The 23,216-nt window shown below is 59.3% G+C and carries 23 protein-coding genes and 1 pseudogene; 13 read left to right on the forward strand and 11 right to left on the reverse strand.

Annotation, left to right across the window (positions count from 1 at the left end; all coding sequences use genetic code 11):
• Nucleotides 1-716: 716 nt before the first annotated feature.
• Both ACUXUR_RS25830 and pcaD read left to right on the forward strand, forming a co-directional pair.
• Entirely contained in the window at nt 717-1,124 is a 408-nt protein-coding gene (locus ACUXUR_RS25830; RefSeq protein WP_445505217.1) for a carboxymuconolactone decarboxylase family protein, read from the forward strand.
• A gap of 237 nt (nt 1,125-1,361) precedes the next feature.
• Nucleotides 1,362-2,138 (forward strand): 3-oxoadipate enol-lactonase, encoded by a 777-nt coding sequence (gene pcaD, locus ACUXUR_RS25835; protein ID WP_445505218.1) that lies wholly within the window; start codon nt 1,362-1,364, stop codon nt 2,136-2,138.
• A 163-nt stretch (nt 2,139-2,301) separates the two neighbouring features.
• On the opposite strand, the gene ACUXUR_RS25840 is transcribed toward pcaD, so the two are convergent.
• The 9 genes from ACUXUR_RS25840 to ACUXUR_RS25880 all read right to left on the reverse strand — a co-directional run bounded on the left by ACUXUR_RS25840 (nt 2,302) and on the right by ACUXUR_RS25880 (nt 9,715).
• Nucleotides 2,302-3,012 (reverse strand): ABC transporter ATP-binding protein, encoded by a 711-nt coding sequence (locus ACUXUR_RS25840; RefSeq protein ID WP_445505219.1) that lies wholly within the window; start codon nt 3,010-3,012, stop codon nt 2,302-2,304.
• On the reverse strand, nt 3,009-3,767 hold the full coding sequence (locus ACUXUR_RS25845; RefSeq protein ID WP_445505220.1) for an ABC transporter ATP-binding protein: 759 nt from the start codon (nt 3,765-3,767) through the stop codon (nt 3,009-3,011). The genes ACUXUR_RS25840 and ACUXUR_RS25845 overlap by 4 nt, the downstream gene beginning before the upstream one ends.
• A complete protein-coding gene (locus ACUXUR_RS25850; RefSeq protein ID WP_445505221.1) occupies nt 3,764-4,648 on the reverse strand; it encodes a branched-chain amino acid ABC transporter permease in 885 nt (294 codons plus the stop codon). The genes ACUXUR_RS25845 and ACUXUR_RS25850 overlap by 4 nt, the downstream gene beginning before the upstream one ends.
• A complete protein-coding gene (locus ACUXUR_RS25855; RefSeq protein ID WP_445505222.1) occupies nt 4,648-5,511 on the reverse strand; it encodes a branched-chain amino acid ABC transporter permease in 864 nt (287 codons plus the stop codon). The genes ACUXUR_RS25850 and ACUXUR_RS25855 overlap by 1 nt, the downstream gene beginning before the upstream one ends.
• 88 nt (nt 5,512-5,599) lie before the next feature.
• On the reverse strand, nt 5,600-6,820 hold the full coding sequence (locus ACUXUR_RS25860; protein ID WP_445505223.1) for an ABC transporter substrate-binding protein: 1,221 nt from the start codon (nt 6,818-6,820) through the stop codon (nt 5,600-5,602).
• Nucleotides 6,821-6,844: 24 nt separating this feature from the next.
• Nucleotides 6,845-8,080, reverse strand: a complete 1,236-nt coding sequence (locus ACUXUR_RS25865; protein WP_445505224.1) for a metal-dependent hydrolase family protein — start codon at nt 8,078-8,080, stop codon at nt 6,845-6,847.
• A 107-nt stretch (nt 8,081-8,187) separates the two neighbouring features.
• Complete coding sequence (locus ACUXUR_RS25870; protein ID WP_445505225.1) at nt 8,188-8,808, reverse strand: TetR/AcrR family transcriptional regulator; 621 nt, start codon at nt 8,806-8,808, stop codon at nt 8,188-8,190.
• 432 nt (nt 8,809-9,240) lie between these two features.
• Nucleotides 9,241-9,387 (reverse strand): nuclear transport factor 2 family protein, encoded by a 147-nt coding sequence (locus ACUXUR_RS25875; RefSeq protein WP_445505226.1) that lies wholly within the window; start codon nt 9,385-9,387, stop codon nt 9,241-9,243.
• Between the two features lie 10 nt (nt 9,388-9,397).
• On the reverse strand, nt 9,398-9,715 hold the full coding sequence (locus tag ACUXUR_RS25880; RefSeq protein WP_445505227.1) for a nuclear transport factor 2-like protein: 318 nt from the start codon (nt 9,713-9,715) through the stop codon (nt 9,398-9,400).
• 768 nt (nt 9,716-10,483) lie between these two features.
• Between ACUXUR_RS25880 and ACUXUR_RS25885 the strand changes: the two genes are divergently transcribed.
• Nucleotides 10,484-10,777 (forward strand): TFIIB-type zinc ribbon-containing protein, encoded by a 294-nt coding sequence (locus ACUXUR_RS25885; protein ID WP_445505228.1) that lies wholly within the window; start codon nt 10,484-10,486, stop codon nt 10,775-10,777.
• Between the two features lie 187 nt (nt 10,778-10,964).
• Here ACUXUR_RS25885 and ACUXUR_RS25890 read toward each other — a convergent pair whose 3' ends face one another.
• Nucleotides 10,965-11,975 carry an Ldh family oxidoreductase gene (locus ACUXUR_RS25890; RefSeq protein ID WP_445505229.1) on the reverse strand — a complete coding sequence of 337 codons (1,011 nt, stop codon included), beginning with the start codon at nt 11,973-11,975 and terminating at the stop codon, nt 10,965-10,967.
• 128 nt (nt 11,976-12,103) lie between these two features.
• On the opposite strand from ACUXUR_RS25890, the gene ACUXUR_RS25895 reads away from it, so the two are divergent.
• The 10 genes from ACUXUR_RS25895 (at nt 12,104) to ACUXUR_RS25940 (ending at nt 22,711) form a co-directional block, all read left to right on the forward strand.
• On the forward strand, nt 12,104-12,994 hold the full coding sequence (locus tag ACUXUR_RS25895) for an alpha/beta fold hydrolase (protein WP_445505230.1): 891 nt from the start codon (nt 12,104-12,106) through the stop codon (nt 12,992-12,994).
• 278 nt (nt 12,995-13,272) lie between these two features.
• Nucleotides 13,273-14,313: a C4-dicarboxylate TRAP transporter substrate-binding protein gene (locus ACUXUR_RS25900; RefSeq protein ID WP_445505231.1), complete on the forward strand. Its 1,041-nt coding sequence runs from the start codon at nt 13,273-13,275 to the stop codon at nt 14,311-14,313.
• Between the two features lie 113 nt (nt 14,314-14,426).
• Nucleotides 14,427-14,924, forward strand: a complete 498-nt coding sequence (locus ACUXUR_RS25905; protein ID WP_445505232.1) for a TRAP transporter small permease subunit — start codon at nt 14,427-14,429, stop codon at nt 14,922-14,924.
• On the forward strand, nt 14,924-16,234 hold the full coding sequence (locus ACUXUR_RS25910) for a TRAP transporter large permease (protein ID WP_445505233.1): 1,311 nt from the start codon (nt 14,924-14,926) through the stop codon (nt 16,232-16,234). Before ACUXUR_RS25905 ends, ACUXUR_RS25910 begins: the two co-directional genes overlap by 1 nt.
• Before the next feature lie 83 nt (nt 16,235-16,317).
• The gene (locus tag ACUXUR_RS25915) at nt 16,318-17,133 is read left to right on the forward strand and encodes an N-acyl homoserine lactonase family protein (protein ID WP_445505234.1); all 816 of its coding nucleotides are present in this window, start codon (nt 16,318-16,320) and stop codon (nt 17,131-17,133) included.
• Nucleotides 17,134-17,163: 30 nt separating this feature from the next.
• Nucleotides 17,164-18,300, forward strand: coding sequence for a zinc-dependent alcohol dehydrogenase family protein (locus tag ACUXUR_RS25920; RefSeq protein WP_445505235.1), 1,137 nt, complete (start codon nt 17,164-17,166; stop codon nt 18,298-18,300).
• A gap of 54 nt (nt 18,301-18,354) precedes the next feature.
• Nucleotides 18,355-19,833 carry an aldehyde dehydrogenase gene (locus tag ACUXUR_RS25925; RefSeq protein ID WP_445505236.1) on the forward strand — a complete coding sequence of 493 codons (1,479 nt, stop codon included), beginning with the start codon at nt 18,355-18,357 and terminating at the stop codon, nt 19,831-19,833.
• Nucleotides 19,834-19,932: 99 nt separating this feature from the next.
• Entirely contained in the window at nt 19,933-20,391 is a 459-nt protein-coding gene (locus tag ACUXUR_RS25930; protein WP_445505237.1) for a nuclear transport factor 2 family protein, read from the forward strand.
• Between the two features lie 24 nt (nt 20,392-20,415).
• The gene (locus tag ACUXUR_RS25935) at nt 20,416-21,894 is read left to right on the forward strand and encodes an FAD-dependent oxidoreductase (protein ID WP_445505238.1); all 1,479 of its coding nucleotides are present in this window, start codon (nt 20,416-20,418) and stop codon (nt 21,892-21,894) included.
• Complete coding sequence (locus ACUXUR_RS25940) at nt 21,875-22,711, forward strand: SDR family NAD(P)-dependent oxidoreductase (RefSeq protein ID WP_445505239.1); 837 nt, start codon at nt 21,875-21,877, stop codon at nt 22,709-22,711. The genes ACUXUR_RS25935 and ACUXUR_RS25940 overlap by 20 nt, the downstream gene beginning before the upstream one ends.
• Before the next feature lie 368 nt (nt 22,712-23,079).
• Here ACUXUR_RS25940 and ACUXUR_RS25945 read toward each other — a convergent pair.
• A pseudogene (locus ACUXUR_RS25945) lies at nt 23,080-23,216 on the reverse strand (IS6 family transposase); the annotation flags it as partial.

Genomic DNA, 23,216 nt, shown 5'->3' on the forward strand with positions numbered 1-23,216 from the left:
TGCCACAAGCCGACATTGCGAATGTCGAATGGTCCTCCTAATTGGGCGTGTCACCCTCCATCCTTGGGGAAGACGACTCCATGGATCTTAATCCACAAAACTGAACGCAACGAAGATAGCCTCTCCCACAAAGACGTTCGGATGACCCAATTCCCCGTCCGGGATAAGAGCCAGAATCTGAGCACTGCAACCTGGATCCTCGAAGAACGTGCGGTGACTATGGAAGATGAGGTCGTTTCACTCCGCAGGCGCGATGGTGAGGAGATTGAGGATCGCGTCTTCACGGCCGCGTTCACGCTAGTCCGGAAGGAGACCGGAGCGGTCGGCGGCATCTTCCATTCTCTATCGGGACCACGACAAGGCCGACAGCGAGGCGGTTCTGCAGAGCGTGGGAGATCCCGCACGCCGTCCATTGCAATCGATAAGGCTTCTGCCTCATCGAAAAGGTCGAGACCACTCCAGGCTAATTTAGGCAGGTGATTTCCGGCGGTTCATCCACACTGGATGGGCACGAGGAGTGTTCGTTTCAATACACGTCGAAACTCCACGGCAAGATAAGCCTAAATGTTCTGCGACTGGTCAGGTTGCCCAGTCCTTGAACCGCCACTAAGGTCATCGCAGGGCAGTCATTTCCACGAAGATTGGTCGAACATGATGATCCCGTGATGCTCTCGGGGAGGAATCCAGCTGCCCTATGTCAATTGCCAGGAGCCACAATGAGCGACGTTACAGAGAAAGCAATTCGGAAGGGCATCGACAGCTTTGTCGCAACCTTTGGCGAAGTCCCAATGCAGTACCAGCTGCTCGCTCAGTATGCTCCAGGGGCCTTTGCCGGCTACGGGCTTATGCGTGACTTTGTTATGCGGGATCAGACGGCCGGGGGTGCGCTGGATTTGAAAACGAAGGAGTTCATCTTTGCCCTCCTGGATGTCCAGGGCGGGTTCACAGCCGGAGCAAAGGCTCATGCCGCCAATGCCGTAAAGCTCGGCCTGACATTGCCAGAGCTCGCAGAGGGTTTGGCGCAAGTCATCATGGTCGGCGGGATTACGACATGGAACACGGCGGGCGCCGAAGTGCTGCAGCATTGTGTCGAAATCGGCGAATCTGGCGTGCCGCAGGCGTAAGATTCCAGCGATCGGATTTCCTGCCGGCATCCAAACTCTGCATGTTGCCGCGCCATGCGAGCGGATCATACTGGGGAGTGTTTTGGCTGGACAGGCCGATGCAGGCGCCCTTAACTGAGGGTAAGCTAAACAATGGGACCTTGAGCCAGACACTGCCGAGCCAGCACGTGCTAGCTAGCGGCCCGGATCCCTCGTCTCACCCATGAGTCACAAGCATGAACCAAGGGAGATAAGATCGTGCCGATTATTCGCGTAAATGGGGACGATTTTTTCGTACAACTTGATGGGCCTGCAAAAGCCCCGGTTCTTCTTCTGTCGAATTCACTCAGCTCCGACCTTTCCATGTGGGACGATCAGGTTCCGGTCTGGGCCGAGCACTTTCGGGTGGTCCGCTATGACCAGCGCGGGCACGGCGACAGCGTTGTCTCGGCGCAGCCCTACTCTATGGATCAACTCGGTCACGACATCATCGGCATCATGGATGCACTCGGAATCGAGACGGCGCACTGGTGCGGGCTGTCGCTCGGCGGCATGGTTGGAATGTGGATGCTGACGCACGCCCCGGAGCGGATCGATAAGGCCGTTCTCGCCAACACTGCCGCTTACATGGGACCGGCTGAACTGTGGAATGGGCGCATCGAGACAGCCCGGCGCGGAGGCATGGGAGCTCTCGTCGAGCCGACAATCGAGCGCTGGTTTCCTGAGCAGTTTCGAAAGGCTGCGCCTGCAACGATGGACCGGATGCGGACGATGATCCTTCGGACCCCAGTGGAGGGCTACCAGGGATGTTGCGCCGCCATCCGCGACATGGATCAACGGGTGTCCATCAGAAATATCGCCAATTCCGTCTTGCTGATCATTGGCTCCCGCGATCCGGCCACCACGCCCGCCGATGGCGAGTTGATCGCTGCTTCGATCAGGCAGGCGAAGACCGTCGTTCTGGACGCCGCTCACATTTCCAACATTGAACAACCAGCGGCATTCGCTTCAACAGTTCTCGATTACCTGTCATGACGACTGATGCCCTGGAACAGGTTGCGCCTCCATGAAGCGGCAACCTGCTCCAAGTGCCTCTTTCGGGCGCATTTCTCACGGCGATCCGTATTCAGTCCGTGGGGAGGCGCTCAAGAACTGAAGGCCGCTCTGATGGAGCGCCGGCCTGGACCGGCAGTTTTCATTACGCATGCGCTGCTCGTCCGAGATAGAGTTCGGCTGCCCGGTCATCCGCAAGCAAGCTTTCTGCCTCGCCCGAGAGGGCGACTTGTCCTCCATCCAGGATGCAACCCCGGTTCGAGATCGCGAGCGACTGACGCGCCCGCTGTTCGACGACAAGCACCGAGACGCCGAGACTTGGCAACCTGCGGATCAGGTCGAAGGCATCCGCGACCTTCGCAGGCGCGAGGGCTGCCGTGGGCTCGTCCAGGATCATCAGGCGGGGGCGCGTCATGAGCGCCCGCGCGAATGCCAGCTGCTGGCGCTCGCCGCCGGAGAGGCTGCCAGCCCGCGCCCGCCTGCGCTCGCCCAGAAGCGGGAACGCCTCGAACAGTTCGGCGATCCGCCTGGCCTGATCCTTCACGCCAACGACCACCTGCAGGTTTTCAAGGATGCTCAGCAACCCGAACACGTTCGCAACCTGTGGCACATAGCCGATGCCGCGGGCAATGCGCGCTTCTGTCGGAAGCGGTACGAGATCCGTGCCCTCAAAAACGATGCGGCCGCTCACGCGCGGCAAGAGACCGACAATTGCTTTCGCAAGCGTCGACTTTCCCGCGCCGTTCGTACCCGCGACGGTCAGGATCTCACCCTTTTGCAGCGATAGCGAAATGCCGTTGAGGATATCCACCTCGGCATAGCCGCCGCGAACATTATCGATTTCCAGCAGTGTCACGAGACACCTCCCAGATAGGCTTCCCGCACGAGGGGATCGTCGAGGACGGCTTGCGGCGCTCCTTCCGCGATGACCTTGCCGCGGTCCATGACGGCGAGGCGCGGAACAAGCCGGGTCAGCGCTTCGAGATCATGCTCAATGACGATGAAGCCAATCCCCTGCGCATTGAGTTCGGCAATCCGCTCCATGATCTCGCCGATCAGCACCGGGTTGACGCCAGCGAAGGGCTCGTCGAGCAGAATCAGGCGCGGCTCGACCATCAGCGCACGGCCGAGTTCGAGCAGCTTCTTCTGGCCGCCAGACAGTTTTCCGGAAGGCTGATCCGCGACCTTGGTCAGCTTGAGAAAGCTGATTGTCCGGTTGACTCGCTCAGCGATCGCCTCCTCCTCCTCGCGGACCTGGCCCGGACGGAAGAAAAGGCCCAGCAGATCCTCTCCCGTCTGGTTCGGCGCGGCCGCCATCAGGTTCTCGCGAACGGTCAGATGCCGGAACTCGCGGGGCACCTGGAACGTCCGCACCATTCCGGCCCGCGCGCGCGCTGGAGGATTCAGGCCGTCAATGGGCTTCCCGTCCAGAAGAACCTGTCCCTCATCCGCGGGGACGAACCCCGATATGACTGAAAACAGGGTCGATTTCCCGGCTCCGTTGGGGCCGATGACTCCGAACAAGGAGCCGGTGTCGACCTTCAGGCGCACTCCGTCGAGGGCTCGAAATCCCCCGTAGGACTTGCTGATGTTACGAACCTCGAGGCTCATCGCTTCGTATAATCCCCCATAAGCCCCTGCGGGCGAAACATAATGAACAGGATCAGAAGGAGGCCGACCGCGCCGATGCGCACCGAGGCCATGTCAACCTCGGAGACTCCCGGGATGATGTCGCGTAGGAAGCGCGATCCTTCTAAAAAAAGCATCAAGATAGCGGTGCCCACGACCGCGCCGGACACGCGCCCCACGCCGCCCATGATGATTGCCATCCATACATAGAAAGTGACGAGCGGGATGAACTGATCCGGGACGATGTACGTGATGTAGTGGGCATAGAATGCGCCCGCCACGCCGGCGAGTCCGGCCCCGACGACGAGCACCTGGATCTTGAACCGGGCCGGATCCTTTCCGAGCGCCTGTACAGCCTCCTCGTTGTCGCGGATGGCCTCGATGAGACGTCCGAACGGCGAGCCCGCGATGCGGCGTATCATCCACACGCCGAAAAGTGTCACGGCGAGGATCGTGGCAAGAACCGCGGCCTGGGCCACGGAGCCCCCGAGGCCCTCATAGAGCCGCGGGATGCCGGGAATGCCCTGAACGCCGCTCGTCAGCCATTTCTCGCTTGTGATGACGATCCTAACGACTTCGGAGAACCCGAGCGTGACGATCGCGAAATAGTCGTCGCGCAGGCGGAGCGACACCAGCCCGATGGGCCAGGCCGCGAGCGCAGCCAGCCCCGCCGCCGCCGCGAAGCTGAAGACGAGTGGCACGCCCTTTAGAGCCAGCAGAGCGCTCGCGTAGGCCCCGATCGCAAAGAAGCCGACATGTCCGAAATTGATCAGGCCGGTGAGACCGTACTGAAGAGTGAGGCCGAGGCTCAGGATGACATAGATGAGGGCTATGATGCCGATTGCGATGAGATAGGCTTCCATCAGCGGGCTCCTTCCAGCTGACCGAACAGGCCCCGCGGCCGTATGAGGAGGACAGCCAACATGATGATAAACGCGAGGGCGATCTTGTAGGTGAAGCCTACAAATGGGGTCGAAACCTCCTGCACCACGCCCAGAATCAGGCCGGCAACCACGGCGCCGACCGGGGATCCGATACCCCCGAGGATCGCGGCCGTGAAGGCCGGAAGCAGCATCTCCCACCCGAACTCCGGCGTCACGATGGTCTTGATGCCCAGCATCATACCCGCCACTCCGGCGACGCCGCCCGCGAGCAGCCAGAGCGCGATCATCACACGGTCCGGCCGGATACCGGAGACCCGCGCAAGATCCCGGTTGTCCGCGACAGCGCGCATTTGACGGCCGATAGGCGTCAGATACAGGATCGCGAAGACGACGCCGAGAGCCACGAGCGCCACTGCCGCCAGTTGAAGATCAAGCGGCGTAATCCTGATGGTGCCAAATACGTAGGGACGCGAGAGAGGCACCTGGAAAACCTGCTGACTATGTCCGAACGCAACACCTAGCACTGCTCGCACGAAAAAGGCGACACCGATCGAAGCCACCAGAAGTGCCACGACTGATCGGTCAGCCAGGCGCCGGAACACTGCCAGATAGGCCAGGAGTGATATTACGCCTGTTGCGGCAATGGCACCCAAGCCACCAAATGCGATCGATCCGGTCGCTTTATGAGCGGAAAGTGCCGCATAGGCACCAAAGGTCATGAAGTCGCCCGTGGCCGCATTCGGAAATCGGGCGATACCGAACACGAGCGTGATCGAAAGTGCCGCCAAGCCAATGACGAGGCCCTGGACAAGGCCGTTTACCAACAACTGGGTATAGAACATAGCCAACCTACAAACGTGGTCTTTCCTATGGGAAGACCAATTGCAGCACCTGGCCCGGAATGCCGGGCCGGGTACTGGGACAGAGCACTTAGATCTTCACGACATAGCGGCGGTTCAGCTTGCCGCCTTCGATAAAGAAAACGCCGAAATCTGGCGTCACGTCGCCGTACTGATCGAAATCGAGAACCGAAGAGGCGCCCTCGAAGTTGATCTTGCCCTTCTTCAGCGCTTCCTTAGCCTCGGCATAGGTATAGACCTGCTGCCCGTCAGGGTTCGAAACTTCGCGGATCTTGGCGTTGATCGCCGCCGTGTCGGTGGCGTTGGCCGCCTCAATGGCAAGCGCGAGCGCATGCACCATATCCCATGTCATGGCTGCATAAACATTGGACTGTCCAGGCTGCCCTGTAGCCTTCCGGTATGCCTCGTCATAAACCTTGTAGGAGGGAGCGTTCTCGTTAGAGACCGAGTCGACGGAAATGACGCCCTCGACAACATCAGGTCCAACAGCTTTCACAAGGTCAGGGCTGGCTGCCCATCCTGGCATAACCCATTTCACCGGCTGACCGCTCTGGTACCACTCACGCATGATGATTGTGGTGTCGGCTAGGTAGGAGCCGGTGACGATTACATCAGGGTTCGCGGCCAAGACTTTTTGCAGCTCGGAACGATAGGTCGGCTGGTTCGGCTCATAGACAACGCTTTCGACGACCTTGTGACCTTTGGCCTCCCAAGCCTTGCGGAAGCCTTCCGTATTGCCGATGCCTGAGGCATTGTTGAAGGCCATCGTAGCTGGCCGCTTGAACCCTTCCTTCTCGCAGATTTCTGCAAACGCGCGCCCAAAGCGCTCATTCGTTGCTTGGAAGCGGTAGGACAAACCCTTGGCATTGGCGGGCGGCACCGAGAGCGCCGGCGCGCCAGATGTGTTCATGAGGATGATATTCGCGTCATTGGTGAGCGGGACTACTGCAAGCGAAACGCCCGACGACCAGGTCCCCAGAATGGCTTGAACCTTGTTGACGTCGATGAGCTTCTTCGCCGCGAGCACGGCGGCCTGAGGGCTCGTCTGCGTGTCCTCTGAGATGACCTCGATTTTTCGCCCAGCAGCGCCACCAGCTGCGTTCACTGCCTCGGCAGCGGCGATGATCATCTTCTGCATGCCGGATCCATACGGGCTGCCGGATCCTGTGACCGGACAGAGCGCTCCGATTCGAAATGTTCCCTGCCCCTGTGCACGAAGAATAGAAGGCGCACCGATCAGTGCCGTTGCGGCGCCGATCGTGCCCATGAATTGGCGACGAGTGGTATTCATGTGAGTTCCCTTTCTGGTATTATGCTAGTTGAGCTCGTTTTTGGTGAATTGACCGCCTTTCATGATGAATGGCATGTGGCGGCCTTGGTTGGTAAGCAGCGACAGATCCGCAAGCGGATTGCCATCGACTGTGATCAGATCAGCGTAGGCTCCGGGTGCAACGATTCCGATTTGCCCTGCCATGCCGATGAGTTCCGCAGCGTTGCTCGTAGCGGAGCGAATTACCTCAGCCGCCGGCAATACGCGGCCACGGATCACGAATTCCTCCGACTGGTGACGATGCATCTCTCCCAGGAGATCGGTGCCGAATGCCATGGTAACACCGGCGCGCTGCATAATCTCGAGAGACTCGAGGCCGCGTAGGCGCACGTCATCGATCTTGGCCACAGAGGTCGCAGGAAGTCCGAGGGACTCGCCTTCATTCTTCAGCGCTTCGTACGTGACGAGGGTTGGGCAGGCAATCGCCCCGCGCTCTTTCATGAGCGCCGCAGTCTTGCTTTCGATCAGGTTCGCGTGCTCGACCGAGCGCACGCCGAGCTCGACGGCGCGTGCGATGGCTTCGTCCGTGTAGAGATGCGCCGAAACGTAGGTCTGCGCATTGCGCGCCTCCTCGACAATGGCGCGGATCTCATCATTGGAAAAGCCAAGGAAGGCGATGGGATCGGTGGGAGAGGCAACGCCGCCATTCGCCATGATCTTGATGAACTGAGCGCCTTGGCGGATTTCATCACGCGCTGCATGACGGCAGGCCTCAACACCGTCGCAGATACGGCCGAGAGCACCAAGCCGCCGCGTCTGGTAGTCCGCGCTTCTGTTATCGTATGGCCCCCGAAAATCGGCGTGTCCTCCAGTTTGCGACAGGGCCTTGCCGCAGACGATCAGGCGGGGTCCTTCGATCAAGCCTTGGTTCAGTGCATCGACGAGCGCGGAGGTTGCTCCGCCCACATCACGCACCGTTGTAAAACCGCGATTGAGCATCCCCTTCATGATGCGGGCTGCATGGTAAGCCACGATTGCATCGGGAAGTAGCGCATTTTGGCCGAGATTGACGAGCCCCGCAATCACGTGCACGTGGCAGTCGATCAGTCCAGGCATCAATGTCTTGCCATTAAGATCAATTACCCGCGCCTGTCCGGATGTGATCCGGCTTTCGGATACTTCCCGAATTCGGTCGTTTTCAATGAGAACATGCATCGGAGCGCTTGGCTCGTCAGCCGTGCCATCGACAATCCTGGCGTTCGTAAGCAGTGTAAGCGACATGATAGTGGGTGTCTCCGTCTTAGCCATTCGCCATCGTGGGCAATCAGTGGCGCTACGTTTCAAAAGGGTAGAATGATTACAGGTGCGAGCGATATTGCTCAGCGGGACTACTGTTTCGCGGCACACTCCTTCAGGATGAATGTTTCCCGCAAGTGATCCTTCCAGTAGGCGAGAAGATTCTGGAAATAGTCTGGGTCATCGCGCACGATTGTTTGGGCGACCATGCCACGGATGAGGCACATCGTGGCATTCAGCATCACCTGCGCACGGGCAGGATCAAGCCCTGCGTATTCGGAAAGTCGCGTCCATATGGTATCGAGGGCCGCGTGGAATTCCTTCACGACCGGCACCATCTGCGCCTTGAAATCTGGGTTATGGCGGGCTTCCGGCAGGTACTCCAAGGTCACGAGGAACAATCCGCCAGCCATCATGTCCCACAGATAATCGATGACGTCATCGGTCGACGCCCCTTTCAGCTCGTCAGCGAGCCTGTGCAAATCGGCCGTTACGTTTCGAAGTTGATGCTGAACAGCTCGGGTGACGATCTCTTCCTTGCTCGCGAAATGATGGGTGAGCGCACCGCGTGAAACTCCAGCAGCGGCGGCAATGTCTGTTGTGGTAATACGGAAATAGCCGCGCTCGAGCAAAAGCGTAATCGTAGCATCAAGGAGACGAAGCCGGGTTTCGGCAGCTCTTTCCTCCTGTGTTCTTCGTACGGCCTTTTCCATGCGAACTTTCGACCTCACCGGACATCCACTGCGGGAGGAGAGCAAAAACCAACAGACATGTTTGTTTCTGAATAAGGCAGGCCAACCGTCAGCCGTCAAGCGGCGACCGGTGAAAAAGGAGGCAGTCGCGCATCAGCCCGGCATGAACTTTGGTCTTAGCCATAGGCATAGCTATGAAACTTCATTTCAACAATGCCCTGCAAGTTCCCGTTTGTGAAGGACTGTTTCGGGTCAATCAGGGAAATCTGATGCCCGTCCGGGACGTCCGATATTCCCTGCCAGAGCTGACATTCGATCCACTTCCGAGAAGTGCCATAAGGGGTCATTTCGCGGCCTCGACATCGACGTCACGTTTCGACCCTCTACGATCATACGACACGCGTTCCCCGCGCCGCCGCGGCACAGCCCTTCGGGACGCGACCGCTTGCGCCCTCAGGGGATGCACGCCTGGGCGATCGAGAGACTGTTCTCGTAGAGGCGATGCCGGGTGATCCGGCCGTTCTCGACGGTGAGGTGCAGCGCGAACGGGCCCTCGAAGGTCTTCCCCGTCGCGCGGACGGTGCCCGACACGTGCCCCATCAGGACGGCGTCAGCGCCGTCGACGAGGAAGGTGTCGACCGAGGCGCGGGCGTCCTCGGATACGGTGTATTCCCTCGGATACGGTGTATTCCATCAGTTCCGTGAACTGGGCGGCGCATTCGGCGGCGGTGGAGCGCGGGCGGATCCAGCGGGCGGCAGGGTTGTCGGCGAGCACCCAGTCGACCTCGTCGGCGAACAGCGCGACCAGCCGCTCGGTGTCCCCGGCCAGCCGGGCGGCAAGGAACTCCTGCACGACGGCGCGGGTGGCGTCGGCGACGGAACTCGCCGTGGCTGAACTCTCCGTGGCGGCGGTGGACTTGGCGGGCACGGTGCTCTCCTTGCTGCTGTGGCCGGATCCCGGCCGGGGCGTCGATATGCTTGAACCTGCCCGAGAAGGGAGGGCCGGTCGATTACCTCGGGGGCAATGAGTGGCAAACAGTGATCGGGTACACCTTCTTCGGCGGATGTCGGGGGAGCACAAGGAGTCCTGCGCAACACACACAGAATTGGCGGGGGCTGCCAATGATTGTTGCCACCTAGCACCGACGTTCAACCGACCATCCGCGAACGACTGCAATGGGTTAATCTGAGCCCTCAAGCGAAGCCACGTGAAGGTCGCCTCGCAGCCCCATTGCGAAAATGCGACTAAGGTCGGCCCCGTGCCAGGATCTGTGATCCGGGCAATCCAGGCCGGCCCGTTCACCTGCACGTGAAGCGCTCCCGCCTAGCTGATGACAGATGCTTCCGCTTCAGCCTCGATAGCGCATCGATTTTCCGCGCGCAGAAGGCGGCATCGGAAAGGCTTGCCTAGCCAACGATCTCGCCCTCCTGGCGTTGTTCCTGGATGACTATGGATGTCCTTGCGTGGCGGCGGCCTTCCGACAATTCGCGCGGCATCGGCGCGTGCAAAGCCTGATTCACAATTCTCAGGCTGTTGGAGCAAGGGTCATCTGAGCCCACACGATGGGCCTCGCGAGAGATTGATTCTGATCGGGTGGTCCTTGCGGCATCAATCCCGTTGCCATTTGCAGGAACGGCAGGTCTCCCCACCTTGAGTAGGCAATATCCGAAGCCTCTCATCGGAAGATGATAGTCCATGAAATGCTCCATTGATAACTCGGACCTAGTCATGACCGAGCACCAGGGAATCAAGATCGATTACTGCCCCCAATGCCGGGGCGTCTGGCTGGATCGCGGCGAACTGGACAAGACTATCGAGAGATCGGCATCGAGCCTGCCTCAGCAGCCTGCATTGTTCATCCCGCCGCAGCATCAGCCCAGCGCGCCACCGTCCTACCCGCAGCAAACCTACGATCCGCGCTATTACCCACGGCATCAGAAGCACCACAAGTGCAAGTCCTTTCTAGGCGAGCTCTTCGATTTCGACTGAAGGTGGGCACGCCGGCTGAGCCCTCGCGCGGCGCGTTACGGCATGCGCAGGAACGTCTCGAAGCCTGCCCTGACGCGATCTGCGGCCAGATGGGATGCTGTTCGAAGCCAATTATCGGGCAACCGTTCAAGACAGGAGCCGATCGGGGCGGCTCCGCCCGCGGAGCCCAGGTGAACAGCGGCAGGCTTCAAACTGTGGCGGCCATACGCTCCGATTCCGTGATGATTGCCTCAAGGCTCTGAACAATGTGATCGGCAACGTCTATGGCATCCTCGGCGAGTCGACGGCGACGCTCGTCTGCGGAGCGGTCGAAGGGCATTCTCGGCGGATCACGTGCATCGATGGATTGTGCGGAGCGAACGGCTTCCGCATAGGCTGAAATCTGGTTGCGCAGAATGTCTTTCTCGATGAGGAGATCCGGCCTGATGAACATGAGGAACAGGGCGCAATCCGAGAGAGGATCGGGTTTGAGAGCACTGCCGCACAGGAGTCCGAACATCTGAACGGCGGTGGCTAAGGCAGAGCCCTTGTGCCCTCCCCACACGGTGAACGCCCCTTCGAGCCCTTTTGCGGGATCTTTCGTGGGGAACCCATCGGCATCATAGGCGACACCATCAGCTAGTTCCTGTCCAAGACGCTTCGCCAGCGTCGCCTCGCTGATCATCACGGACGAGAGGCCCGCATCAATGATGATCGGGTCTCCCGACGAGGGAAATCCGAAGGCCATTGGGTTCGTGCCAAACCGCGCCTGGTTGCTGCCAGCAGGGGCGACCCGCCAATCAGAAGCGCCAGCCGCCATGCCGACTAGCCCCTCCTTTGTCGCCATCTCCATGTAATAGGCGAACATACCTGTATACCACGTGTTGTGTATTCCTGCGACGGCGATGCCATTTGCCTTCGCCTTCTCGATCCCCATCACTGTTGCGCGGTAGCCAACGAGATAGCCTGCCTGATCGCCGCCATCGAGGAGCACGGAGACGGGGGTTTCTCTGACGACGGAAATGGGGCGGCGACCTTCCGGGCGCTTTCGGATGCGCTCTACGACTGACAGCGCCCTCGCGAGCCCTCCATATCCTATTCCTCGCAGTTCACAATCGAGCAGATGATCCGCAATGATCCCTGCCTCTTCTTCCGAGTGGCCTATGGCCCTCATCGCCTGGAATGCAAGAGCGTGGGCCTCTTTAACGGTCAGTTTCATAGGATTCCCCTGATCAGCTCAATGCAGCAAAGGGGGCAGCGGAGGACGCCAGCCCCTTTCTCGAAAACCTATGTTGACTGTAAATGGATAAACTGTCTACAGTTGTCACTCCGATTGGAGATGCTGACTTGGAACGGGGTTACCTTTCAACTCGGTTTGGCCAAATCCACTACATCGCCGGTGGGGATGGCGTTACCGTACTGCTGATCCACCAGTCCGGCCGCTCATCGCGGATGTTTCTGGACCTTATCGGCGTGCTGAGTGGACATTTCCGGGCCGTTGCCATCGATCTTCCAGGTTTCGGAAATTCCGCGCCCGCGGAGGACGGCATCGCCATCGAAGACCTCGGCGATCTTTGCGCGGAAGTCATCGCTCGGCTCGGCGCGGACGCGGCTCATGTCTATGGGCATCACTCGGGAAACAAAATAGCGACAGCCCTCGCCGGACGCCACCCTGACAAAGTCAAGCGTCTTGTGCTGGCTGGGCAAAGCCACAGCATCATCCCTGACCAATTCGCCCGCAACAAGGCCATTGACAAGTTTGTGAGGCCCTATCGCCAGAGCGCTGAGATGCGTGACGCACGAGCTCTCAAGAGCGAGAAATGGGCGATGATCTACCGGACCATAGCGTCAGCTTGGTGGCAGCCTGGAATTCTCAGCGATGCCAAGCCCCATGCAGAGGCGCTTGCCTACGCGCTGGTCCTCGACACACTCCAGGCAGGAGAAGGATCGGCGAAACTCTATTCTGCGAACCTCAATTACGACCTCGCTTCGGGTTACCGCGCAATTCCCGTCGAGACGCTGGTCCTGGAAATCGTCACGCCTGAAGAGGATATGCTCATCGGTAGACAAGGCGGTGCGGTCTGCGCCCTCATCCGAAATTCGGAGTTGGCAGAGATGCAGCACGAGGATGGTGACGGCATCACCCTTGAAGGACGCGCCCACGAGCTTGGAGCAATTCTTATCCCGTTTCTTTCAGACAATCGACCCTCGAAGATCAAAGGAGCTGTCCAACGTTGAACGCCGTCTCTCTGGATATGGCGACATCCGCGCATCATGCCAGCGCGTCTCTCGCGCCTCTTTTTGATGCGACAATGCGATCCCGAGCGGCGACTATCATTGATTGGCAATCTCACCTGCTCTTCGGAGCAGGCCGCGACTGATTGAGAACTCGCTCATCTGAGATCCGGCGCCGGAGAGCGAGATCAAAAAAAAGCGCCAGAACGCTGGAGATGCGCGCTGGTCACCGCAGACTTGCGGCGATTTCAAGCATCGAAACAACGAGCAGGAGGAAAGAAATGAAACTTTCAAATCTAGTATCCGGTGCATTCGCGCTGACCATGACCGCTGTCGTCTTTTCTGGTGCCGCGGATGCGCAGGACGATATCAAGAGGATGAATCTGCGGTGGGCGCATTTCGCACCGCCAACATGGGGATCCGCGCAGGCTGAACAGCTCTTCGCCAAAGAAATCGAGAAGCGCACCAACGGAAAGGTCAAGATCCAGTTCTTCTGGTCCGGCGCTCTCGGTGGGCCAAGCGAGTTGATGGAGCTTGTTGCAAGCGGCGCGGTCGATTTCGCCAGTTTCCCGCCCACATACTATCCAGCGCAATGGCCGATGATGGGCCTGATCAACAGCTTGCCCATGACCTGGCAGGATCCGAAGCTCGCGATGGACATCCAAGAGTATCAGATCGCGAACAACAAGGCGATCCAGGATGAACTGGCTAAGAACAAGCTGAAGATCGTCCTGATACACGGGCTTCCACCCTACAGGCTTCAGTGCACCAGGCCTATCAAGACGATGGAGGATCTGAAGGGCAAGCGCATCCGCACCTTTGGCGACTGGCCGCCTTACGTCATGCAGAAGATCGGTGCGGTGCCGGTCAACGTTCCACTTGGCGAGATTTACGAGGGCTTGCAGCGCGGCAGTCTGGACTGTGGCTACAATCCTAATGAAAACTCGGGCTTCCTGAAGCTCTATGAGGTCGCCAAGAACTGGAGTGACATTAACTTCGGTGCGATTGCCGCCTATTCATCCTTCGCCAATGCCGAGAAATTCGCGGCCTATCCGGACAGCCTGAAGAAGATCTTCAAGGAGGCCTATGATGTCGCGGTTGCCTGGGAGAAGGAGAATTTCGACATCGCTGAGAAGAAGCATCTGGCCGACGCCGAAAGGGCCGGTGCCAAGGTCATCCACTTCGAAGAGCAGGACAAGCTTAACGCAACCTTCCCGGACATGCTCAAGACATGGGAAGAAACGATGTGCGGCAAGAATCTCTGCGAGCAAGCCAAGAGTGTGGTTGTCGACACCCGCAAGGTCATGGAGGCTGCCAAATGAGCAATGTCTCCGGCTCCCATCATCTTGACGGAAGCATCTTCCCTGCGGCTCCACAGCCGCAGGGACTCGCAGCCACGATCGATCGCATCAGTGGCGGTCTGTGCTTCAGCGCCATGGTCATCGCGAGCGTCTGCGTCGCGCTCATCGTCATTATCGGCACTGTCGACACTTTCGGCCGCGCCCTCTTGAACAGTCCGGTGATGGGCGCGGTCGAACTGACCGAGTCTCTGTTAGCGACGACCATCTTTCTCGCATTGCCGTACGCGCAGCGGCATGCCCAGCATGTCGTGGTTGACATCGTCATTCAGAGCTTCTCCACCCGATGCCAGCTCATCGCTTTCTTTTGTGCGCTCGTCCTTACCTTCCTGTCTTTCCTGTTGCTTGCGGTTGAGGCAGTCGACGGTGCCCACGCTGCTTGGCTGGCATCGGAAGTATCCGCCGGCTACGTGCCCGTGCCCATTTGGCTCGCGAAGCTCCTGTCGGCTGCTGGTTTGATCATCGCAGCCTTCGAAACCGCTCGTCAGATCGTTTGGGCAATTCTCTGGCCGAAAGATGCCCTGTCGCATCGCGGCGCTTCGAGCGCGGAAGCAGTTCATCTGGAGCAAGGCTGATGGATCCTTTTACAATCGCTTGCCTGTGTATCGGCGGAATGCTCCTGATGATGGCGATCGGACTGCCTGTCGCGGTCGCGATGATCACGGCTTCCGCAGTGGGGATGTATCTCACCGCTGGCTCTGGCTTCACCCTCACCACCTTCCGTACGCTTCCCTTCGCCACTGCCAGTTCCTATACCTTCGCGGCCGTTCCGATGTTCGTGGCTATGGGAGTGATTGCGGGGTCTTCCGGTATCGTTGCCGACGTCTATCGCTCGGCCGACATGTGGCTTTCCCGAGTGAGGGGCGGTCTCTACATGGCGACGACCTGCGCCTCGGCGGCGTTCGGCGCGGTCAATGGCTCCACAATTGTCGGTGCGGCGCTGTTCACGCGCATCGCTTTGCCCGAGATGATCAAGCTTGGCTATGATCGGGCAGCCTCGGCGGGCTGCATCGCAGCCGCTGGCACCTTCGCAGCCATGATCCCTCCGTCAATCACCATGGTGCTCTATGGCGTGCTCACGAACGAGTCCATCGGACAGATCCTGATTGCGGGCATCATCCCAGGCATTCTCACTGCACTCGTCTATCTCGTCGGCATTGCCATATTCGTCCGTATTTGGCCGGAATGGGCGCCCCCTACGGAGCGTCATTTCCCGCTTAGACAGCGCATCGCAAGCTTGAAGTCCGTCTGGCCGATTGCCTTTATCGCGCTCATTGTGGTTGGCGGGATCTATTCCGGATTGGTGTCTCCCTCAGCGGCCGGTGCGGTCGGCGCGGTCGGAGCGATCGTCGTCATCATGGCGACGGGTCGCATGAACCGATACACGATCACCAGCAGCATGTCCGAGGCCGCGACGACCACTGCGGTGATGTTCTTCATCGTGATCGGCGGTCTTGCCTTTTCCCGCCTGCTGCTAGTGACCGGCTTCATCGGTGACACACTGGGCGTAATTCAGGATCTTGGGCTCCCGGCCTGGGTGCTGCTGATGGCTTTGGTGGCGCTCTACATCGTGCTCGGCATGCTGATGGACCCGATTTCCATGATGGTCATGACCGTGCCGGTGGTGCATCCCATCGTCACTGGGCTCGGATACGATCCGATCTGGTTTGCCATCATCATGGTGAAACTGATCGAGCTGTCCTGCATTACGCCGCCAGTGGGGCTCAACCTCTTCGTAGTTGCCGGGGCAGGAAAGGGAAAGGTGACCACCAGACAGGTCTATACAGGTGCAATTCCATTCGTCTTCCTGGAACTGATCACACTGGGCCTACTGCTGGCCTACCCGGAGATCACACTATGGTTACCGACCATCATGATGCGCTGATATCCAGCCGGATCCGCGAACAAGACGCGGATCCGGCTGCGCTCTTCACTTCCAAAAGGTAACACGACAAGGAAGACGAGCCCATGAGCACGCCAGAGCCTTATGAAGTCTATGCGATCCGCTATGCCACGAGCCCATATCGGATGCGCTTCCACAACTGCCTGTTTTGTCATGGCAAGGACGTCCATGAGGCACCGATGCCGATGGATTTCTTCGTCTGGGTCATCCGCAACAAGCAGCGTATCATTGTTATCGATACAGGATCGCGCGATTGGAAATGCACTCAGCGCGGACATGAATTCATCCGCTGTCCAACCAAGGGCCTGGAGGCGATCGGCATTGATCCTGCGCAGGTGGAGGATGTCGTCATCACTCACATGCACTGGGATCACGCCGGCAACATAGACAAGTTCATCAATGCCAAGGTGCATCTGCAGGTCGCCGAAATGCGCAATGTCACGAGCCAGGACATGGGCATACCTGCGGTAAATAGCTTCTTCTTGGTCGACGATGTCTGCACGGTGGTGAAGCGCTTGTTCGAAGGCAGCGTCATCTTCCATGAGAAATCGAGCGAGATCGCGCCAGGCGTCAGCATTCACGAGGTTGGCGGCCATTCAGCCGGCATGCAGGTGGTGCGTGTCTATACCCGGCGCGGTTGGGTCGTGCTGGCGTCCGATGCCTCACATTTCTACGTCAACTTCCAGCAGAACAACCCTTTTCCGGTGCTCTACAATTTCCAGGACACGGTGCGTGGCTACCAGACATGCCTCTCGCTTGCCGATAGTCCGGACCATGTCGTTCCCGGCCACGACCCCCTGGTTCTCAGGCGCTACCCCGCAGTGTCCAGCAGTCTGGAGGGCGATGTCGTGCGTCTCGATGTCGATCCCATTGCCGCCTGACCGCCGTAAGATCAACAGGAAGCAAGTACGATGCTGATGAAAGCTGCCGTTCTCTTCGAGCAAGGACTGCCACAACCCTACGAGAGATCGCTCCCACTCCACATCCAGGAGGTCAGGCTCGATCCTCCCGGCGAAGGCGAAGTTCTGATCGAGGTGGAGGCGGCCGGCCTTTGCCATTCCGATCTGTCGACCATCGAGGGGCTGCGCCCGCGCAGGGTTCCGACTGTGATGGGGCACGAGGCGGCCGGCATCGTTCGAGAGGTCGGCGCCGGCGTGCGCCGGTTCAGCCCTGGCGATCATGTCGTGGCCGTCTTCGTCGCCAGTTGCGGCGAATGCCGCTACTGCTCCAACAGTCGCCCCAATCTTTGCACGCGGTCCTGGCAGGCGCGAGCGGAAGGAACGCTCCAGTCCGGGGCGCGGCGCATCTCCTGCGACGGTGCCGAAATCCATCATTACTCCGGACTGTCGACCTTTGCGGAATATGCCGTCGTCGCGGAAAATTCGCTGGTCAAGATCAACAAGAGCGTGCCGCTGGAAGTGGCAGCGCTGTTCGGTTGCGCTGTCGTGACTGGCGTCGGCGCCGTGATGAACACGGGCAGGGTCCGCCCGGGCGATAGCGCGGCGGTGGTAGGGCTAGGGGGCGTTGGACTGAATGCATTGATCGGCCTCGTCGCTTCGGGAGCCTATCCGATCATTGCCGTAGACCTCAGTATCGAGAAGCTGGAGCTGGCCATATCGCTCGGCGCCACTCACGCTGTTCTTTCCGGCACGGACAGGACGGTGGACGAGGTGCGCGACCTGACCGATGGAGGCGTCGATTTCGCCTTTGAAATGGCAGGCTCGATCCCAGCAATGGAGACCGCCTATGCCATCACGGGCCGAGGCGGCACGACCATCAGCGCCGGTCTGCCCAATCCGACGAAGACAGTCGCCTACGCGCATGCACCGATGGTGTCTGACGAGCGGACCATAAAGGGCAGCTACATGGGGAGTTGTGTTCCACAGCGCGACATTCCCCGGTTCATGGAGCTCTATTTGGCGGGACGCCTTCCCGTCGACCGGCTCCGTAGCGGCGATGTCAGCTTTTCCACCCTCAACAAGGGGTTCGATCTCCTCTCAGCCGGAAAGGTCGTTCGTCAGACCTTGCGGCCGAAATTCGCAGCCTGAACGCGTCATCAGGCTCCATTCACGCTTAGATTTTGACATAGGAAGGCAACGGCCATGGCTAAGACTTATGATCTCTTCATCAACAATGAACGGGTGAGGACCGCCAATCAGGAATATTTCCCCGCCATAAATCCGTACACGCGCGAAGAGTGGGCATCGGTCCCCCAAGCGAGCGCTGCTCAGGTGGACGATGCCATTGCGGCCGCGCGTTACGCCTATGACACCGTCTGGAGCAAGACCTCCGGCTATGATCGCGCCAAACTTCTCCACAGGCTCGCCGACATTCTGGATGCGAATGCCGAACGCATGGCCATCATGGAAACCACCGACAACGGCAAGGTGATCCGCGAAACCTACAGCCAGATGGGCTTTGCGGCACGTGCGTACCGTTTCTTCGCCGGCTGCGCCGACAAGATCTTCGGCGACACCATTCCGCTCGACCAGCGGAATGTATTCGACTTCACCCGTCGTGAGCCGGTGGGAGTCGCCGTGCTCATCACGGCATGGAATTCGCCGATGGGCCTTCTGTCCAACAAGCTCGCACCGGCGCTTGCCGCAGGCAACTGCGTGGTCATCAAACCATCGGAGCACGCCTCGGTCACCACGCTTGAATTCGCCAGCTTCATCAAGGAAGCCGGTTTCCCGCCGGGTGTCGTTAACGTCGTCACGGGCGACTACCGCGCGGGCCAGGCACTTCTGACGAGTGGCCGCGTCGACCGCGTAAGCTTCACTGGAAGTCCGGCTGTCGGTCGCCAGATCGCGGCCGATGCGGGAAAAGCTCTGGTCCCGGTGACACTAGAGCTGGGCGGCAAGTCCCCGAACATCATCTTTGACGATGCCGATCTCGACCGGGCTGTCGTCGGCGCGCTAGCTGGGATCTTTGCGGCGACGGGACAGACCTGCATTGCTGGGTCGCGACTCCTCGTACAGCGTGGCGTTTATAAGCAGGTATCCGAACGGCTTGTGGAACGGGCGAGAAAAATCAAGCTGGGCAATCCGCTCGACAAGAGCACTGAAATGGGCACTGCCGCCAATGAGCCCCAGTTCAAGCGTATACTCACCTCGATCGACAACGCCGTAAAAGAGGGGGCGACCCTCGCGTGCGGAGGAAAAGCTGCGACCGGTGAAAACCTCGCGAATGGCTTCTTCATCGAGCCGACGATATTCACAGACGTTCGCAACTCCATGACGCTAGCTCAAGAGGAGGTTTTCGGCCCGGTACTTTCGATCATTCCGTTCGACACGGAAGAAGAGGCGATCAGCATTGCAAACGATACGAAGTACGGTCTCGCATCAGGCGTCTGGACAACGAACCTTTCACGTGCGCTGCGCATGTCCCGTGCGATTCACGCCGGAACGGTTTGGGTGAACACCTATCGTGCGGCATCGGTCATGGCGCCATTCGGTGGGTTCAAGGACTCCGGCTATGGAAAGGAACGCGGCGTTATCGCATTAGATGAATTCCTCCAGACGAAGAACGTCATGATCGACTTTTCGGACGAGGAACGCGACCCGTTCGCCATCAAGGTTTGATTCCCAGCACTTCACCCCGAGAAGGCAGTGTCCGAACGCAATTAGGGCTCTGTGAAAGGAAAAACGCCAGAACAACGAGGTGGCGTGGGAGGGCATCCAATGGACATATCGACCAACGACTATTTTGAAATCATGCAGCTCTACGCTCGCTATGCGAGGGCGGTCGACTCGGGCGACGGTCGCGGCTGGGCACAATGCTACGCGGAGAATGGGCGGTATCTCTCGTCCACGTTTGGCGAGTGCAACGGCCGAGCCGAACTGGAGGTCTTCGCAGCGGACCATTTCAAGCGCTGGATCGACAAGGGAATCCAGACGCGGCACTGGAACAATCAGGTGCTCGTCGAACGCAACAGCGATGGAACGGTTTCAAGCTCCGTTTATGTCCTCCTGACGGGAGTGAGCAAGGGGGAGGCCCCCAAACTATACTTGCAAACCGTCTATACCGACACGCTGATCCAGGAGGAAGGCCGCTGGGTCCTTAAGGAGCGCCAATCGAACGCGGATATGCGCCCCGATCCGTCCCAGCTCGGCTTCACCCGTTGGGAAACGAAGGCGTAAGCAATTCTTATCACAGAGGACACCATGATACGGACATATGATGTCGTTGTTGCCGGTTGCGGGATCGCCGGCCTGTCGGCGGCGGTCTCGGCGGCCCAGGGGGGCGCGAAGGTGGCGGTGCTTGAGCGCGCGCCTTTCGAGGAACGCGGCGGCAACACGCGCTGGACCGAGGCATTCTTGCGGATGAAAAACGAGCATGAGGTGTCGGACGACTTCGAGGAGCACTTCATGGCGAACTCGGGCTTCCACCTCGATCCGAGCCTCGTTCAGGAAACGGCACGTCCTTATGAGCAATGGCCATCCATTGTGAAATCGCTGTCGTTCACCGACCCCGAGATCGTCGCGACCCTTGCGGCGCAAGCAGGTCCGACACTGCAATGGATGAAGCAGTTCGGTGTCACCTATTCTGACATGGCGAGCTACCTGATCACGCAATCGACGACGCGCATTAGCCCGGTCGGTGGCGGATGGGCTCTGCTGGAGGCCCTTGCAAAAGGAGCTGATGAACTCGGAGTCGAGTTCTTCTATGAAACGACGGCGGAGGAACTGATCCAGAACGAGAACGGTCGAATTGTCGGCCTACGGGCAACATCGCGCGAGAGCCGCAATCATCGTTTCATGGGAGCCGTCGTGCTTGCGTGCGGAGGCTTCGAGGGTAATGCCGAGATGCAGGCTCGCTATCTGGGCCCGGCATCGCGCTATATTCGGCCGGTGGCGCGCGGCGGATACTACAACAGGGGCGAAGGAATACGGATGGGGCTTGCCGTCGGCGCAGCACCATGCGGGGACTTCGCCGAGTACCACGCAGAGCCTATCGATCCGCGGTCCGGCGTCTCCGAGCCAATCGTGTTCATGTTCCCCTATGGCATTCTCGTCGATCAGAACGGCGGGCGCTTCATCGACGAAGCGTCGGACGCCGTCGACGCGATTTACGAGAACATCTCACGGGTCATCAATCGCCTGCCGGGCGGTATCGCGTATGCCATCTCCGATGCGGGTCTCGATGATGTGCCGAACTGGCAGCGAACAGTCAGAACGGACGAGAAACCCTATCAGGCGGATACGCTGGCTCAACTCGCTGAGCAGATTGGCGTGTGCGCCGATAACCTGGAACGAACGGTAGCCGAGTTCAATGCCGCGACCGTGCCCGGCGAATTCAAGCCGCTGGAGAAGGATGGGCTTGCGACCCGCAGCCTACAGCCGCCCAAATCCAACTGGGCCCGTCCCATCGTAAAGCCGCCCTATCGCGCATGGCCGATCAGCTCTGCAAACTGCTTCACATTCGGTGGACTTCGCTGCAACACTTTGGCGCAGGTCATCGACCATGACGGGCGTGCGATACCCGGACTGTACGCAGCCGGCGAGACCATGGGCATCTACTACGGCCGGTACACGGGCGCCACGTCGGTATTGCGCGGCGCCGTCTATGGTCGCATCGCGGGCCTTCACGCGGCTGAGAACTGCAAAGCCCTAAGCACAGTGATTGCTGGAGCCCTTCCGTAACCGCGCAGACAAGAGCGGCAGCAATCAGTTTCTCAAGAGGTCCAAGATGGCGAGAACACCAAACTATTTTAGAGGGAAGACGATCGCAATAACGGGGGCTGCAAGTGGTCTCGGCCGGGCTGCGGCTGTGATTTTCGCTCGCGAGGGCGCACGGGTCGTTTGTGGCGATATCAATGACGCTGGCAGCGCGGAGACCGTGCAGGCCGTCGAGGCAGAAGGAAGCGAGGCGATTTTCATCAAGACCGACGTAACCAAGCGCACGGACGTCCGAAACTTCGTTCAAGCAGGTGTCGAACGTTTCGGGCGCATTCACTTCCTCTTCAACTCTGCAGGGTCGGCATTGAAGCGCTGCGGCTTTCTTGAAATCGACGACGAGCTGTTTGATCTGAGCTTTGATTTGAACGTGAAAGGCACTTTCTACGGCATGCAGGAGGTGCTTCCGCACATGCTGGAGAATGGCGGCGGTACTATCGTGAATGTGGCTAGCATGGCGCACAAGCGAGGTGGTCCAGGAACATCGGTCCATTACGCCTCGGCAAAGGGTGCCGTGGTAACGATGACCATGGGCGTGGCGCGCGAATTCGCGGGTCGCGGGATCCGGTGCCTTTCAATCTCGCCCGCAGCGGTTAACACGGGTTTCCAAGCCGCATCGGGAACGTCGAAGGAGATGGTCGAGCGACTGATGAACGATATTCCAATGAAGAGGAACGCCGAAGCTGACGAAATCGGTGAACTGGTCCTGTTCCTGTGCTCGGATGCGTGCCATTTCATGACGGCAGATACGGTCTATGTCAGTGGCGGGGGAGGATTCCGCTGATTGTGACTTGCCTGCATAAAGCCGAAACTAATACCAGTCGGCGCTGATCCTCATGCATTGATCCAGTCGCGTAGTCCAAAGGACATGACCTGTGCCGGTTTGAAAACCCTGAATGAGGCAGCCTTCACGCCGATTGGTATAGGTGACCTGCTACCGACGTTTCATCTGGCGGCGTCTATAGCCTCAGCAGTGTTGCTTCTGCAGCTAACTTTGCTACAGCAGAAGCTGACTTCGGACGTGAGCCGCTGCTCGTGACGTGATACAGCGGTGACCGAGAAGCACTCTCAGCTTCTCGAGATCGACCTCAGTGAATTGGTTGCGTCGCAAATTTGCAGAAGTGACAAGAAAGGGTAGACACACGATAGTGCTCAGGCCGCGCGCCGATCGAACGGCTTGGCAAGTGACGGCTGCCGATTGCAGGCATACTTCGCCTGTCCCTTCCGCATCATATGGATCATCTCGATGCCGCCCAGGATCACTCGGGCGGTGACGACGGACTGGAAAC

This window comes from Microvirga medicaginis (assembly GCF_052658925.1).

Excerpts from the sequence above, each read along its gene's own strand:
- ACUXUR_RS25830 (WP_445505217.1), top strand. The coding sequence starts at position 717 with ATGAGCGACGTTACAGAGAAAGCAATTCGGAAGGGCATCGACAGCTTT.
- ACUXUR_RS25845 (WP_445505220.1), bottom strand. The coding sequence starts at position 3,767 with ATGAGCCTCGAGGTTCGTAACATCAGCAAGTCCTACGGGGGATTTCGA.
- ACUXUR_RS25850 (WP_445505221.1), bottom strand. The coding sequence starts at position 4,648 with ATGGAAGCCTATCTCATCGCAATCGGCATCATAGCCCTCATCTATGTC.
- ACUXUR_RS25855 (WP_445505222.1), bottom strand. The coding sequence starts at position 5,511 with ATGTTCTATACCCAGTTGTTGGTAAACGGCCTTGTCCAGGGCCTCGTC.
- ACUXUR_RS25860 (WP_445505223.1), bottom strand. The coding sequence starts at position 6,820 with ATGAATACCACTCGTCGCCAATTCATGGGCACGATCGGCGCCGCAACG.
- ACUXUR_RS25865 (WP_445505224.1), bottom strand. The coding sequence starts at position 8,080 with ATGTCGCTTACACTGCTTACGAACGCCAGGATTGTCGATGGCACGGCT.
- ACUXUR_RS25870 (WP_445505225.1), bottom strand. The coding sequence starts at position 8,808 with ATGGAAAAGGCCGTACGAAGAACACAGGAGGAAAGAGCTGCCGAAACC.
- ACUXUR_RS25875 (WP_445505226.1), bottom strand. The coding sequence starts at position 9,387 with ATGGGGCACGTGTCGGGCACCGTCCGCGCGACGGGGAAGACCTTCGAG.
- ACUXUR_RS25885 (WP_445505228.1), top strand. The coding sequence starts at position 10,484 with ATGAAATGCTCCATTGATAACTCGGACCTAGTCATGACCGAGCACCAG.
- ACUXUR_RS25890 (WP_445505229.1), bottom strand. The coding sequence starts at position 11,975 with ATGAAACTGACCGTTAAAGAGGCCCACGCTCTTGCATTCCAGGCGATG.
- ACUXUR_RS25900 (WP_445505231.1), top strand. The coding sequence starts at position 13,273 with ATGAAACTTTCAAATCTAGTATCCGGTGCATTCGCGCTGACCATGACC.
- ACUXUR_RS25905 (WP_445505232.1), top strand. The coding sequence starts at position 14,427 with ATGGTCATCGCGAGCGTCTGCGTCGCGCTCATCGTCATTATCGGCACT.
- ACUXUR_RS25910 (WP_445505233.1), top strand. The coding sequence starts at position 14,924 with ATGGATCCTTTTACAATCGCTTGCCTGTGTATCGGCGGAATGCTCCTG.
- ACUXUR_RS25915 (WP_445505234.1), top strand. The coding sequence starts at position 16,318 with ATGAGCACGCCAGAGCCTTATGAAGTCTATGCGATCCGCTATGCCACG.
- ACUXUR_RS25920 (WP_445505235.1), top strand. The coding sequence starts at position 17,164 with ATGCTGATGAAAGCTGCCGTTCTCTTCGAGCAAGGACTGCCACAACCC.
- ACUXUR_RS25925 (WP_445505236.1), top strand. The coding sequence starts at position 18,355 with ATGGCTAAGACTTATGATCTCTTCATCAACAATGAACGGGTGAGGACC.
- ACUXUR_RS25930 (WP_445505237.1), top strand. The coding sequence starts at position 19,933 with ATGGACATATCGACCAACGACTATTTTGAAATCATGCAGCTCTACGCT.
- ACUXUR_RS25935 (WP_445505238.1), top strand. The coding sequence starts at position 20,416 with ATGATACGGACATATGATGTCGTTGTTGCCGGTTGCGGGATCGCCGGC.